Genomic DNA, 13,816 nt, shown 5'->3' on the forward strand with positions numbered 1-13,816 from the left:
CGGCACGACGAGACGATGATCACGAAGGGGTCACTTCTGCGGCAGGAGAGGGCATGCTCGATGCCCATGACCACCCTGCCCGGCGTCGCGCCGAACACCCCCGAGGTGCTGGAGGAGTTCTCCCTCGTCACCGCGGTGACCCGGCTGGACTTCCTGGTCCGCCGCGACAACCACGTGCTGGAGGTCGGGCACGACGCCACCGACGACGACGACGACTGGGCCGGCCTGCGCGACGCGGCCACATCCCTGGACGTCGACGAGGCGCTGGAGCTGCTCGCGCTCGGCGAGGTCGTCGCCCGCAAGGCGCACGCCACCCGGCACACCGGTGTGCTGGCCGCCCTGCGCGGCGGCGCGAGCTGGGAGGACATCGCCGCCGCTCTGGCCGTCCCGCCGGTGGCCGCATGGGACCAGCACACCGCCTGGCTGGACGAGCAGGACGCCGCCCGTGGCCGCGGTGAGGACGCGCTGGACGCCGCCGAGGCCGCCCGGGCGCGCGAGCTGGCCGGTCCCCGTCCCGCTGCCTGAGGAAGGACCCCCTTCTCCTCACCCCTCGATCGGGGCGGTCCCAGGAGGGGGCTCGGACCTGCGGTGCGGGACCGGCCGCGGGTCAGCGGTGCAGCACCGCGAAGGTGGCGACCGCGTGCACGAGGCCCTCGCCGTCCTGCTCCACGTCGGCCTCGCAGACCGTCAGGTGCGCCCCCTGGGTCCGCACCCGGGCGGTCACCTCCACGACGCCCGGCTTCCCCGGCCGTAGGTAGGTCACGGTCAGCTGGCTGGTGGCCGGCACGTCGTGCTCGCCGGTCCGGCTCCGCACCGCCTGCCCCATCGCGGTGTCCACCAGGGTGGCGAGCACCCCGCCGTGCAGGGTGCCGGCCTCGTTGAGGTGCCGGTCTGTGACGTCGAGCCGCAGCCCGGCCCGACCGTCCTCGGCCCAGCGGTCCCGTGCGCCGACCGTGCCGATGAAACCGTCGTCCGTCGTCATGGGCCTGCCCTACCCGGCCTGCCCGGGCCCATCCCCGGTCGTCGGGTCAGGCCGGGATGGGTCCGGCCGGAATGCTCCGGGGCAGGGACCGGTTGCTCCCACAGCGGCCGGGGCCGCGCCGACGCCGCGCCGCTCCCCACCCCTCAGCTCCCGAAGCGCCGATCGACCGTGTGAGGACAGATGACTGCCACGCCCGACGCCAGTGCCGATCTCGAGACCGCGCCGCTCTCTGCCCCGGGTGGGTTGGTGAAGAGTGTGGTGGCGCTGGATCGGGTGGTGATCCGGTTGGCGGGTGACTCCGGTGATGGGATGCAGCTGACGGGTGGGCGGTTCACGTCGGAGACGGCGTCGTTCGGGAACGACTTGTCGACGTTGCCGAACTTCCCGGCCGAGATCCGGGCGCCGACGGGGACGCTGCCGGGTGTGTCATCGTTCCAGTTGCACTTCGCTGATCACGACATCATGACCCCGGGGGATGCGCCGGACGTGTTGGTGGTGATGAACCCGGCGGCGTTGAAGGCGAACCTGCCCGATCTACCTGGTGGTGGGTTGTTGATCGCCGACGCCGATGAGTTCACGCCGCGGAACCTGGCCAAGGTCGGGTACGCGTCCAACCCGTTGGAGGACGGGTCGCTGGACCGGTGGCAGCTGGTCAGCGTGCCGTTGACGAGCATGACGACGCAGGCGCTGGCCGGGTCGGGGTTGGGGAAGAAGGAGGCCGAGCGCTCGAAGAACATGTTCACCCTGGGCCTGTTGTCCTGGATGTACCACCGGCCGACCGAGGGCACGGTGCGGTTCCTGGAGCGGCAGTTCCGGCGTAAGCCGCAGATCGCTGCGGCCAACATCGCTGCGTTCCGGGCCGGGTTCAACTACGGGGAGACCACCGAGGCGTTCGCGGTCTCCTATGAGATCAAGCCCGCGCCGATGGCGCCGGGGGTCTACCGGCAGATCTCGGGCAACCAGGCGCTGGCGTTGGGCATCGTCGCGGCGGGCCGGCGGTCGGGGCTGCCGGTGTTCTTGGGCGCGTATCCGATCACCCCGGCCAGCGATGTGTTGCACGAGTTGAGCCGGCACAAGGCGTTCGGGGTGCGCACGTTCCAGGCCGAGGACGAGATCGCCGGCATCGGCGCCGCCCTGGGTGCGAGCTTCGGGGGTGCGCTGGGGGTCACCACCACCAGCGGGCCGGGGGTGGCGTTGAAGGCGGAGACGATCGGGCTGGCGGTGATGACCGAGCTGCCGCTGGTGATCGTGGACGTGCAGCGCGGTGGGCCCTCCACCGGGCTGCCGACCAAGACCGAGCAGTCGGACCTGCTGCAGGCCCTGTACGGGCGCAACGGGGAGGCGCCGGTGCCGGTGATCGCCCCCCGCTCGCCGGGGGACTGTTTCGACGCCGCGCTGGAGGCCGCCCGGATCGCGTTGACCTACCGCACCCCGGTGATCCTGCTGTCGGATGGGTATCTGGCCAACGGCGCCGAACCGTGGGCGGTGCCGACCGAGGAGTCCCTGCCCGACCTGTCGACCGGGGTGCGGTTCGCCACCACCCCCAACGGTGAGGACGGGCAGTTCCTCCCCTATGCCCGGGACCCCGACACGTTGGCGCGGGCGTGGGCGGTGCCCGGCACCGCGGGGTTGCAGCACCGGATCGGGGGGCTGGAGAAGGCCGACCGGACCGGGAACATCTCCTACGACCCGGCCAACCACGACTTCATGGTCCGCACCCGCCAGGCCAAGATCGACGGCATCGCGCACTCGCTGCCGGCCACCGAGGTCGACGACCCCGACGGGAACGCCACCGTCGCCGTCATCGGCTGGGGCTCCACCTACGGGCCGATCGGGGCGGCGTGCCGGCGGATCCGCGCCTCGGGCCGGCCCGTCGCCCAGGTCCACCTGCGCCACCTCAACCCCCTGCCCGCCGACCTCGGGGACATCCTGGCCGGGTATGAGCGGGTGGTGTGCCCGGAGATGAACCTCGGGCAGCTGGCCATGGTGCTGCGCGCCAAGTACCTCATCGACATCACGTCGCACACCCAGGTCCGCGGGCTGCCCTTCCGCGCCGCCGAACTCGCCGCCGTCGTCCAGGACGTCATCGACGGCACCACCACCCCCGCCGGCACCGACGACCCGGCGCACTTCGAGCCCCACGACACCCCCACCACCGCCCCCACCACCGCAGCCACCGCCCCGGCACCGGCCGGGGCCGCCGCGAACGGAGCACCGCGATGACCGCCCTCCCGTCCACCTCGGCCCACGTGCACGACCCGCAGGTGCACGACCTGGGGATGCCCGGCAACCCCATCTCCGCCGCGGTCGCCGAGTCCGTCGCACTGGGCGGGGACAAGCAGGCCGCGCTCAAGGCCCGCGACTTCAAGACCGACCAGGAGGTGCGCTGGTGCCCCGGCTGCGGGGACTACGTGATCCTCAACGCCGTGCAGTCCTTCCTGCCCTCGCTGGGGATCGCCCGGGAGGACATGGTCATCGTGTCCGGGATCGGCTGCTCGTCGCGGTTCCCGTACTACATGAACACCTACGGCATGCACTCCATCCACGGCCGGGCCCCGGCGATCGCCACCGGCCTGGCCGCCTCCCGCCCCGACCTGAGCGTGTGGGTGGTCACCGGCGACGGGGACGCGCTGTCCATCGGCGGCAACCACCTGATCCACACCCTGCGGCGCAACGTGAACCTGACGATCCTGTTGTTCAACAACCGGATCTACGGGCTGACCAAGGGCCAGTACTCACCCACGTCCGAGGTCGGGAAGGTCACCAAGTCCACCCCGATGGGCTCCCTGGACCACCCCTTCAACCCCGTGAGCCTCGCCCTCGGCGCCGACGCCACCTTCGTCGGCCGCGCGATGGACTCCGACCGGGCCGGGTTGACCGACGTGCTCCGCCAGGCCGCCGCCCACCCGGGCACCTCGCTGGTGGAGATCTACCAGAACTGCAACATCTTCAACGACGGCGCCTTCGAACTCCTCAAAGACCCGGCCACCGGCCCCATGTGGACCATCCCCCTGGTCCACGGCCAGCCGCTGGTGTTCGGCCCCGACGGCGCCTCCTGCGTCGTCCGCGACGACTTCGGTGGCCTCCGGATCGCCGAGACCAACCAGGTCACCCCCGACCAGATCGTCGTGCACGACGCCCACCGCACCGACCCCTCCTACGCCTTCGCCCTGTCCCGACTCTCCTCCCAGGACCTGCGCTACACCCCCATGGGCGTCTTCCGCTCGGTCGACAAACCCGTCTACGACCAGATGATGGCCGACCAACTCCACGACGCCCGCACCCACCACCCCGCCGACCTCGACACCCTCCTCGCCGGCACCGACAACTGGACCGTCACCGCCTGACCCACCCCCCACGCGCTTTCGGTACCGAAAGCACCGGCCCCCGTCCATCGCTGAGTCCCGCGCTCACCGGTGGGTGGGGGCCGTCTCCGTTACGGTCGGCGGGGGACGACGACGTCCCCGACGACGCCACCAGCCCCGGAGGCCGGCATGCGACAGGTGACCCTGGCCTATGGCCGCGACGGGCTGACCGTCGAGCTCCCCGACGACACCGCCGTCATCACCCCGGTGCCGCACGCGCCGGCGGCCGACGTCCCGGCGGAGCTGCGCCGGGCGCTGCGGGAACCGGTGTCCGGGCCGCCGCTGCGCGAGCGGGTCCGCAAGGGCCAGACGGTGGCGATCTCGGCGTGCGACGGGACCCGCGCCCAGCCGCGGCACCTGATGATCCCCGCGGTGCTGGAGGAGCTCGACGGGATCGTCGACCTCGACGACGTCGTGGTCCTCGTGGCCACCGGCACGCACCGGGCCAACACCGAGGAGGAGCTGCGGGCCATGTTCGGCGACGCGGTCGTCGACTCGGTGCGGATCGTCAACCACGACTCCCGGGCCGGGGACACGCACCGCTTCGTCGGCACGTACGGCGACGGCGTCCCGGTCTGGCTCAACGAGCAGTGGGTGGACGCCGACGTCCGGCTGACCACCGGATTCGTCGAGCCGCACTTCTTCGCCGGGTTCTCCGGCGGCCCCAAGATGGTGGCTCCCGGGCTGGCCGCGCTGGACACCGTGCTGGTGCTGCACGACGCCAAGCGGATCGGCGACCCGCGGGCCACCTGGGGCGTCACCCAGGGGAACCCGGTCCACGACGACGTCCGGGCGATCACTGCCGGCGTCGGCGGGGTGACGTACGCCTTCGACGTGATCCTCAACCAGCACCAGGAGGTCATCCAGGCCTTCGGCGGGGACATCCTGGAGATGCACGCGGTCGCCATCGAGCGGGCCCGCGAGGTGGCAATGGCCCCGGTCGACGCGCTGTTCGACGTCGTCGTCACCACCGGGTCGGGGTTCCCGCTGGACCAGAACCTGTACCAGGCGGTGAAGGGCATGTCCGCCGCCGCCCAGGTCACCCGGCCGGACGGGTTGATCGTCTGCGCGGCCGAGTGCGTCGACGGCTACCCCGACCACGGCTCCTACCGCGAGGTGCTCACCTCCGCGGCCTCACCCGAGGCGCTGCTGGAGCTGATCAGCGCCCGGGAGAAGACGGTGCCCGACCAGTGGCAGGTGCAAATCCAGGCCCGCATCCAGTCCGCGCACCGGGTGGTGATGCACACCTCCTACCTGTCCGACGCGGAGCTCGCCGAGGCGCACCTGGAGCAGACGGCGGACATCGCGGCCACCGTCGCGGAGGCGGTGGACAAGGCCGGCCCCGGCGCCCGGGTGTGCGTCCTCCCGGAGGGCCCGCAGACCATCCCCTACGTGCAGGGCTCCCTCGCCTGACCCCACCCGCACCCCCGGTGCATTTTCGGGCTCAAGCACGCGTGCTTGAGCCCGAAGATGCACGGTGGGGCCGCTCTCGGCGCCGGGAGCGGTCCTTTAGCGCGGGACGAGGAGCAGCTCGTCGGCGTAGCACCAGGCCCAGTGCTCGCGGGGCTCGCCCGAGGCGACCACCGGGTGGCTGCTCGCCCGCCAGTGCGCGGTGGCGTGCCGCCGGGGCGAGGAGTCGCAGCAGCCGACGTGGTCGCAGGTCAGGCAGCGCCGCAGGTGCACCCAGCTGCTGCCCTCCCGTACGCAGTCCACGCACTCGGCCGCCTCGCGCGGGTCCACGGGGAGGTCGCCGAGGTGCCCGCAGCCACCCGAGCCCTCCACCTGCCACTGGGTCATGCCCCCTCCTTCACGGTGTGCCGGCCGGCAGCCGGACGCAGAACGTCGTCCCCGAGGGCCCGGTCGCGTACGTCAGCGAGCCGCCGTGCCGCCGCTCGACGATGCGCCGGGCGTTGTCCAGGCCCAGGCCGCTGCCCTCGCCGGCGGCCTTGGTGGTGACGAACGGCTCGAACAGGTCCGCGCGGACCGCCTCGGGGACGCCGGGGCCGTCGTCGGTCACCTCGACGAAGACCGTGCCGTCGACCGACCGGGCGCGGAGCACCAGGTGGCCGCCCTCGCCGGTGCTCCGCATCGCGTCGACGGCGTTGTCGATCAGGTTGGTCCACACCTGGTTCAGCTCGGCGGGGTAGCCGGGCACCTGCGGCAGGTCCGCGTCGTACTCCCGGCGCACCTCGATGCCGGTGAGCTTGCGGCCGAGCATCACCAGCGTGCTGTCCAGCCCGGGCCGGACGTCGACGTCCTGGTGCCGGGCCTGGTCCAGGTGCGAGTACTGCTTCACCGCGCCGACGAGGGAGGAGATCCGGGTGCTGGCCTCCTCGATCTCGTCCATCAGGGCCTCTGTCTCCAGCGTGTAGCCCAGCCAGCGGAAGGCGCCGTCCCACTCCAGGTCGGAGTCGAGCCGGCCGACGACCTCGTCCACCCAGTCGGCGTCCATGCCCGCGGCCGCGAACACCGGCGCCAGGTCGTAGGCGCCGGCCACGCCGCGCTCCTGCAGCCGGTCGGCGATGGCGTCCTCCAGGTCGCTCTCCTCCAGCGCGGTGAGCCGCCCGCGCGGCTTCTCCGACCGCTCGACGGCGCTCTCCTGGGTGGCGATGAGCCGTGCCACCAGCGCGGGGGAGAGGCCGCCCTCGGCCAGCAGCCGCAGCTTGTGGCGCATCCCGGCGACCCGGGACCGCAGCTGCCCGGTGGCCCGGACGGCGGCCGCGGCGGGGTTGTTCAGCTCGTGCGCCAGGTTGGCCGACAGGGTGCCCAGCTGCACCAGGTGCTCGCGCTGGCGCATGGTCGACTCGGTGGCCCGCACCCCCTCGTAGATCCCGTCGAGCAGGTGCACCGCCATCGGGCACTGCCGGTGCACCAGCGCGGCGAAGTCCGGGGCGGGCAGCCGGAGGAACCGGCTCGCCCGGGTGGTGCGCAGGGTGGTCTGGTAGTTCGGGTCGCGGCTGTTGGTGAACGCCCGGACGGCGCCGGCGTACGAGCCGCGGTGGGTGGTGTCGTTGAGGACGGCGTCCTCCCCGTCGACGTTCTTGGTCAGCCGCAGCCCGCCCTCCAGCAGCACGTACAGGGCGTCGGACGGCGCGCCCTCGGAGAAGACGACGGTGCCGGCGTCGTACACCCGGATCTCCGACCGGTCGGCGACCCAGCGCAGGTCGTCGGCGGAGAGGTCGGCGAAGAGGAACAGCGAGCGCAGCTCGGCGGGGTCGATCCCGCTGGTCTGCTCGGGTGCGGACACGGTCAGATCGCCTCCAGGTAGCGGTGCACGAGGGTGACGGCCATGGCGCCCTCGCCGACGGCGGACGCCACGCGCTTCACCGACTCGGCGCGGACGTCGCCGGCCACGAACACGCCCGGCACGCTGCACTCCAGGTGGTAGGGCGCGCGGGGCAGCGGCCAGCCGGCCGGTGGGCGGCCGTCGTCGTCCAGCAGCGCCGGCCCGGTCCGCAGGAAGCCGCGCGCGTCGCGGACGAAGGCCTCGCCCAGCCAGTCGGTGAGCGGTGAGGCGCCGATGAAGACGAACAGCCGGGACGCCGGGACGACCTCGACCTCCCCGGTGACCGCGTCGGCGAGGACCAGCCGTTCCAGGTGCTCGCCGCCTTCGACGGCCTGCACCTGGGTGCAGGTGCGCACCTCGATCACCGGCGAGGCCTCGATCCTGGCCACCAGGTACTCGGACATGCTGTGCCGGACGTCAGGGCCGCGGGCCAGCAGCACCACCCGGCTGGCGTAGCGGGCGAAGTGCAGCGCGGCCTGGCCGGCGGAGTTGGCCGCGCCGACGACGTAGACCTCCTCGCCGGCGCAGTCGGCGGCCTCGTGGGCGACCGCGCCGTAGTAGACGCCCCGCCCGGCGAACTCGGTCGCGCCGGCCGCGGGGAGCCGGGTCCAGGAGACGCCGGTGGCCAGCACCACCGCGTGCGCGGCGACCGAGCTGCCGTCGGCGAAGCGCACCGACCGGCCGTCACCGCTGGGCTCCACGCCGACGACCTCGGCGGCGGTGAGCAGCTCGACGCCGAACCGGACCGCCTGGTCCCGGGCCCGGCCGGCCAGGTCGCTGCCGGACACCCCCTGCGGGAAGCCCAGGTAGTTCTCGATCCGGCTGCTCTGCCCGGCCTGGCCGCCGGTGGCGGTCCGCTCGACCAGCAGCGTCCGCAGCCCCTCGCTGCCGGCGTACACCGCGGCACCCAGGCCGGCCGGACCGGCGCCGATCACGACGACGTCGTAGAAGGGGCTGCCGGCGGTGGTGGCCAGGCCGCAGCGGGCGGCCAGGTCCCGCAGGGTGGGCCGCACCAGCACCGCGCCGTCGGCCAGCACGGTGGCCGGCAGCCGGGCGTCGTCGGCGAGGTCGGCGGCCCGCCGGATCGGCTCGGCCTCGGGCCCGTGCAGGTGCCGGTAGGGGACCTGGTTGCGGGCCAGGAACTCCTTGAGCTGCTGGGTCTCCGCCGACCACTGGTGGCCGAGCAGGGTGACGCCCTCGAACGCCGCCCGGGCGGTCCGCGACCACAGCTGCAGCAGCTCGTCGAGCACCGGGTAGAGCAGCTCCTCCGGCGGGTCCCACGGCTTGAGCAGGTACCGGTCCAGGTCCACGTCGTTGATCGCGCGGATCGCCGCGTCGGTGTCGGCGTAGGCGGTGAGCAGCACCCGGCGGGCGGTGGGCACCAGGTCCATCGCCTGCTCGAGGAACTCCACGCCGGTCATCCCGGGCATCCGGTGGTCGGCCAGCAGCAGCGCGGTGGACTCCCCGCGGGCGGTGAGCTCGCGCAGCACCGCGAGCGCGTCCGCGCCGCTCTCGGCGCGGACCACCCGGTACCGGTCGCCGTAGCGGCGGCGCAGGTCGCGGGCGACGGCGCGGCTCACCGAGGGGTCGTCGTCCACGGTGAGCAGTACTGGTCGGGCTGTCACGGGCCTCCCGTCGCGGCCGCCGGTCCGCGGCGGGACCGGCCGGCGGGCCCATCGTCGTCCTCCGGCGCCCGCTGCGGAAGCCCGCTGCCGGGCAGGGGGCGCCCGGCGACGGCCGCCGTTACGAGCAGCAGAACGAGAGGGTCTCTCTGTCGTCCGCTCACGAATCCGTGGCTACGGTTCGACCATGACCACCCTCGAGAGCCGCCGCGCCCCGGTGGACTTCGACAGCCCCGACCACCAGGCCCGGCTGGCCGAGCTGTACCGCGACTTCGACGCCGTCGGCATGACCCCGCTGTGGCGCACCCGCGAGGGCCTGATGCCTCATGTCCCGCACCCGAAGGCGGTGCCGCACCTGTGGCGCTGGGCGGAGCTGTACCCGCTCGCCGCCCGCAGTGGCGAGCTGGTCCCGGTCGGCCGCGGCGGGGAGCGCCGGGCGATCAGCCTGGGCAACCCCGGCCTGCCCGGGGACCCGTACACCACCCCCACGCTGTGGGCGGCGATCCAGTACCTCGCCCCGCGGGAGAACGCCCCCGAGCACCGGCACTCCCAGTCCGCCTTCCGCTTCGTGCTCGAGGGCGAGGGCGTGTGGACGGTCGTCGACGGCGACCCGGTGGCGATGCGCCGCGGCGACCTGCTGCTGACGCCCGGCTGGCACTTCCACGGCCACCAGAACGTCTCCGACACCCCGATGGCCTGGCTCGACGGGCTGGACATCCCGCTGGTCGCCGAGACCGACCAGGGCTTCTTCGAGTTCGGCCCGGACGAGGTCCGCACCAAGCGCACGCCGGAGCGGTCGAACTCCGAGCGGCTGTGGGGCGGCCCGGGGCTCACCCCGGTCGCCGCGGTCGGCGCCCGTCCCCAGTCGCCGCTGATGGCCTACCGCTGGGCGCACACCGACGCCGCGCTGACCGCGCAGCTGGAGCTGGAGGCCGAAGGCGTCCCCGGCGCCGTGGTGGAGCCCGGCCACGCCGCCGTCCGGTTCAGCAACCCCACCACCGGTGGCGACGCGCTGACCACCATGCGCACCGAGATGCACCGGCTGTCGGCCGGAACGCGGACCCGCCGCACCCGGACGACGGCGTCCTCGGTCTGGCAGGTGTTCTCCGGCGGCGGCACCGTCACCCTGGACGGCGAGGCCCGCACCCTCGAGCACGGTGACGTGATCGCCGTCCCCTCGTGGTGCGAGTTCAGCGTCCAGGCGGACTCTGCGCTGGACCTGTTCGCCTTCTCCGACGCCCCGGTGTTCGAGAAGCTCGCCCTGCTGCGCACCGAGGCGAGCGCCTGATGCGGCTGGCCACGATCCGCACCGCCGGTGGCACCCGCGCCGTCCGGGTCGACGCCGACCGGGCCGTCGAGACCGGGCACGCGGACGTCGGGGAGCTGCTGCGCGCCGGCGACTGGCGCGCCGCCGCCGGGGCCGCCGACGGCCCGGCCCACGACCCCGCCGGCCTGGACCACGCCCCGGTGGTCCCGCGCCCCGGCAAGATCATCTGCGTGGGGGTGAACTACGGTCAGCACATCGCCGAGATGGGCCGGGAGACCCCCGCGCACCCGACGCTGTTCGCGAAGTTCGCCGAGGCGCTGATCGGGGCGTACGACGACGTCGTGCTGCCCGCGGCGTCCGAGGCCGTCGACTGGGAGGCCGAGCTCGCGGTGGTGATCGGGTCCCCGGTGCGGCACGCAGACGAGCAGGCCGCCGAGGCCGCGATCGCCGGCTACGCGGTGCTCAACGACGTCACCGCCCGCGACTGGCAGTACCGCACGCTGCAGTGGCTGCAGGGCAAGACGTTCGAGGCCACCACACCGCTGGGCCCGGAGCTGGTCACCCCGGACGAGGCCGGCACCGGCCTGGAGCTGTCCTGCGCGGTGGACGGCGAGGTGGTGCAGACGGCGAACACCGACGACATGGTGTTCGGCGCGGTCGCGACCATCGCCTACGTCTCCACCGTCCTCACCCTGCAGCCCGGCGACGTCCTCGCGCTGGGCACCCCCGGCGGCGTCGGACACGCCCGCAGGCCACCGCGGTACCTGCAGCCCGGCCAGGTGCTGACCACCTCGATCTCCGGCCTGGGCGAGCTCCGCAACACCTGCGTGGCGGAGAAGCGGCCGTGAGCGCCCCGACGGAGGTGCTCGGCTGGTGGGCCGACGGCGAGCAGCACCTGGGCACCGCGCTGGGCCGGCTGACCGACGAGGAGCTCGCCGCCCCGTCGCTGCTGCCGGGCTGGAGCCGCCAGCAGCTGCTGGCGCACCTGGCCCGCAACGCCGACGCCCTGGTCAACCTGCTGGACTGGGCGCGCACCGGGGTGGAGACCCCGATGTACCCCTCGCCCGAGGCCCGGGACGCCGGCATCGCCGAGACCGCCGCGCTCCCCCCGGCCCGGCTGCGCGGTGAGGTGCTGGCCGCCACCGGGCGGCTGGCGCAGGCGGTGCACGGGCTGCCCGACGAGGCCTGGACGGCGCAGGTGCGCACCGCCCAGGGCCGGATGGTCCCGGCCACCGAGGTGCCGTGGATGCGCTGCCGCGAGGTGTGGGTGCACGCCGTCGACCTCGACGCCGGGGTCGGGTTCGCCGACGTCCCCGACGACGTGCTCGCCGCGCTGGTGGACGACGTGTTCCGGATGTGGGACCGCCGCGACCAGGTGCCCGACGTCGCCGTCTTCGCCGGGGACCGCGAGTGGGGGACCGGCGCCCTGGCCGTGGCCGGCCCGCTGCCGGAGGTGACCGCCTGGCTGACCGGCCGCAGCGCCGGGACCGGCCTGGAGGCCGATGGGCCGCTGCCCGCCCTGGCCGCCTGGCTGTGAGCGCCGGGGCCGCCGCCCCGGCGCGGGCGCAGCGGACCACGGCGGACGTGGTCGTGGTCGGCGGCGGGATCGGCGGGCTGACCGCGGCCCTGGCGCTCGCCCGGGCCGGGCGGTCGGTGCGGGTGCTGGAGCGGTCCGCGGAGTTCGCCGAGGTGGGGGCCGGGCTGCAGCTGGCGCCCAACGCCACCCGCGAGCTGGAACGGCTCGGGGTGCTGGAGGAGGTCGTCGCCCGCGGCGTGCTGCCCCGGCGGCTGGTGGTCCGGGACGCCCTGGACGGCTCGGCGCTGACCCACCGGGACCTGGACGCCGGCTTCGTCGCCCGGTACGGCGGCCCCTACGTCGTCGTCCACCGGTCGGACCTGCTCGACGTCCTGGTCGGCGCGTGCGCCGCCGCCGGCGTCGCGCTGGAGACCGGCCGGCAGACCGTCGACGTCGACCAGGACGACGACGGGGTGCGGGTGTCCTGCGCCGACGGGTCGGTGCACCGGGCCGCGGCCGTGGTCGGCGCGGACGGGCTGCGCTCGTCGCTGAGGGCCCGGCTGTCCGACGACCAGCCGGTGTCGTCGGGGTACGTGGCCTACCGCGGGACGGTGCCGTCCGAGCAGGCCGCCGAGCACGTCGACCCCGGCGACGTCACGGTCTTCATCGGCCCGGGCATGCACTGCGTGCAGTACGCGCTGCGGGCCGGGGAGATGGTCAACACCGTGGCGGTGTTCCGTTCGCCCGGGTACCTCGCCGACCCCTCCGACCCCGACTGGGGCGGGCCGGAGGAGCTGGACGAGGTGTTCGCCCGGGCCTGCGGACCGGTGCGCGAGGCCCTGCCGCTGCTGTGGCGCGACCGGCGCTGGCAGATGTACGACCGGGAGCCGATCGAGCACTGGGTGCAGGGCCGGCTGGCGCTGCTCGGCGACGCGGCGCACCCGATGCTGCAGTACCTCGCCCAGGGCGCCTGCCAGTCCATCGAGGACGGCGTCGCCCTCGCCGCGGCGCTCTCGACGCCGTCCGGGCTGCCCGGCGACGTGCCGGCCGCGCTGGCCGGCTACGCCGACGCCCGGCGGGAGCGCACCGCGCGGGTGCAGTCCACAGCGCGCGTCTGGGGCGAGATCTGGCACGTCGACGGGCTGGCCCGGCTGCTCCGCAACGAGCTGCTGCGCACCCTGCCGACCGACCACGCGCGGTACCTGGACTGGCTGTACGGCCCGCCCCGGACCTGAGCTCGAGCCCGCGAGCTCCTTCGGGCTCAAGTACGCGTGCTTTTTCGGGCTCAAGCACGCGTGCTCTTTCGGGCTCAAGCCCGCGTGCTCTTTCGGGCTGAAGCCCGCCGGCGAGCGGGGCGCCGGACCGGATCCCGTCGGGGTCAGCCCCGGGCCAGTCGCCTCCCGTGCCGCTCCTCCTCGGACCGGACGGACCCGCGGCCGGAGTCGAGCAGCCGCCACGACGCCCGTGCGCCGTCGGGGCCGGTGAGCTCCCCGCCGGCGAGTGCCTCGTCCACCAGCTGCCGCACCCGGGTCTCGTCGGCCGGGTCGGCGGCGAACAGCACCCGCAGACGCAGCTCGCCCCCCGCGTCGTCGGCCGCGGTGTGGTGCGGCGCCAGCGGGCACGGCGGATCGTGCGTCGTGCTGCCTCACAACCGCAGGGTGATGGCCGCGCCCGGTGCGCGGACGTCGCCACCGGGGTCCAGGGCGAGGGTCGCGACGTGCACGAACGTCCGGCGGGAGGTCCCCGCCGCGTCGGTGTCCAAGGAAGCGGCCACGGCG

14 protein-coding genes are annotated in these 13,816 nt (G+C 74.2%); 8 read left to right on the top strand and 6 right to left on the bottom strand.

Annotation, left to right across the window (positions count from 1 at the left end; translation table 11 throughout):
- The first annotated feature begins 66 nt into the window (after positions 1 to 66).
- Positions 67 to 525 (top strand): hypothetical protein, encoded by a 459-nt coding sequence (locus ACWIX6_RS07860; protein WP_448616284.1) that lies wholly within the window; start codon positions 67 to 69, stop codon positions 523 to 525.
- Between the two features lie 82 nt (positions 526 to 607).
- Here ACWIX6_RS07860 and ACWIX6_RS07865 read toward each other — a convergent pair whose 3' ends face one another.
- Positions 608 to 982: a PaaI family thioesterase gene (locus tag ACWIX6_RS07865; RefSeq protein WP_448616285.1), complete on the bottom strand. Its 375-nt coding sequence runs from the start codon at positions 980 to 982 to the stop codon at positions 608 to 610.
- Positions 983 to 1,228: 246 nt separating this feature from the next.
- Here ACWIX6_RS07865 and ACWIX6_RS07870 point away from each other — a divergent pair, with 246 nt between their 5' ends.
- The 3 genes from ACWIX6_RS07870 (at position 1,229) to larA (ending at position 5,760) form a co-directional block, all read left to right on the top strand.
- On the top strand, positions 1,229 to 3,205 hold the full coding sequence (locus tag ACWIX6_RS07870; protein ID WP_448616286.1) for a 2-oxoacid:acceptor oxidoreductase subunit alpha: 1,977 nt from the start codon (positions 1,229 to 1,231) through the stop codon (positions 3,203 to 3,205).
- A complete protein-coding gene (locus tag ACWIX6_RS07875) occupies positions 3,202 to 4,329 on the top strand; it encodes a 2-oxoacid:ferredoxin oxidoreductase subunit beta (RefSeq protein ID WP_448616287.1) in 1,128 nt (375 codons plus the stop codon). Before ACWIX6_RS07870 ends, ACWIX6_RS07875 begins: the two co-directional genes overlap by 4 nt.
- A gap of 147 nt (positions 4,330 to 4,476) precedes the next feature.
- Positions 4,477 to 5,760: a nickel-dependent lactate racemase gene (gene larA / locus ACWIX6_RS07880; protein ID WP_448616288.1), complete on the top strand. Its 1,284-nt coding sequence runs from the start codon at positions 4,477 to 4,479 to the stop codon at positions 5,758 to 5,760.
- 96 nt (positions 5,761 to 5,856) lie between these two features.
- Here the strand turns inward: larA and ACWIX6_RS07885 are convergent, their stop codons facing one another.
- Genes ACWIX6_RS07885 through ACWIX6_RS07895 form a run of 3 tightly spaced genes read right to left on the bottom strand, consistent with a single transcriptional unit; the run spans position 5,857 to position 9,258 of the window.
- Positions 5,857 to 6,144 carry a UBP-type zinc finger domain-containing protein gene (locus ACWIX6_RS07885; protein WP_448616289.1) on the bottom strand — a complete coding sequence of 96 codons (288 nt, stop codon included), beginning with the start codon at positions 6,142 to 6,144 and terminating at the stop codon, positions 5,857 to 5,859.
- Positions 6,145 to 6,154: 10 nt separating this feature from the next.
- Complete coding sequence (locus ACWIX6_RS07890; RefSeq protein ID WP_448616290.1) at positions 6,155 to 7,594, bottom strand: ATP-binding protein; 1,440 nt, start codon at positions 7,592 to 7,594, stop codon at positions 6,155 to 6,157.
- Positions 7,595 to 7,596: 2 nt separating this feature from the next.
- Complete coding sequence (locus ACWIX6_RS07895; protein ID WP_448616291.1) at positions 7,597 to 9,258, bottom strand: FAD-dependent oxidoreductase; 1,662 nt, start codon at positions 9,256 to 9,258, stop codon at positions 7,597 to 7,599.
- Between the two features lie 184 nt (positions 9,259 to 9,442).
- Here ACWIX6_RS07895 and ACWIX6_RS07900 point away from each other — a divergent pair, with 184 nt between their 5' ends.
- The 4 genes from ACWIX6_RS07900 to ACWIX6_RS07915 are packed head-to-tail and all read left to right on the top strand — an operon-like array spanning position 9,443 to position 13,273.
- Positions 9,443 to 10,543 (top strand): cupin domain-containing protein, encoded by a 1,101-nt coding sequence (locus ACWIX6_RS07900; protein ID WP_448616292.1) that lies wholly within the window; start codon positions 9,443 to 9,445, stop codon positions 10,541 to 10,543.
- Positions 10,543 to 11,370 (top strand): fumarylacetoacetate hydrolase family protein, encoded by an 828-nt coding sequence (locus ACWIX6_RS07905; RefSeq protein ID WP_448616293.1) that lies wholly within the window; start codon positions 10,543 to 10,545, stop codon positions 11,368 to 11,370. The genes ACWIX6_RS07900 and ACWIX6_RS07905 overlap by 1 nt, the downstream gene beginning before the upstream one ends.
- Complete coding sequence (locus tag ACWIX6_RS07910) at positions 11,367 to 12,059, top strand: maleylpyruvate isomerase family mycothiol-dependent enzyme (RefSeq protein WP_448616294.1); 693 nt, start codon at positions 11,367 to 11,369, stop codon at positions 12,057 to 12,059. Before ACWIX6_RS07905 ends, ACWIX6_RS07910 begins: the two co-directional genes overlap by 4 nt.
- Positions 12,056 to 13,273, top strand: a complete 1,218-nt coding sequence (locus ACWIX6_RS07915) for an FAD-dependent oxidoreductase (protein ID WP_448616295.1) — start codon at positions 12,056 to 12,058, stop codon at positions 13,271 to 13,273. Before ACWIX6_RS07910 ends, ACWIX6_RS07915 begins: the two co-directional genes overlap by 4 nt.
- 143 nt (positions 13,274 to 13,416) lie before the next feature.
- On the opposite strand, the gene ACWIX6_RS07920 is transcribed toward ACWIX6_RS07915, so the two are convergent.
- Positions 13,417 to 13,599 (bottom strand): hypothetical protein, encoded by a 183-nt coding sequence (locus ACWIX6_RS07920; protein WP_448616296.1) that lies wholly within the window; start codon positions 13,597 to 13,599, stop codon positions 13,417 to 13,419.
- Between the two features lie 84 nt (positions 13,600 to 13,683).
- A complete protein-coding gene (locus tag ACWIX6_RS07925) occupies positions 13,684 to 13,812 on the bottom strand; it encodes a hypothetical protein (protein WP_448616297.1) in 129 nt (42 codons plus the stop codon).
- Positions 13,813 to 13,816: the final 4 nt, after the last annotated feature.

The organism is Modestobacter sp. URMC 112, from assembly GCF_053502575.1.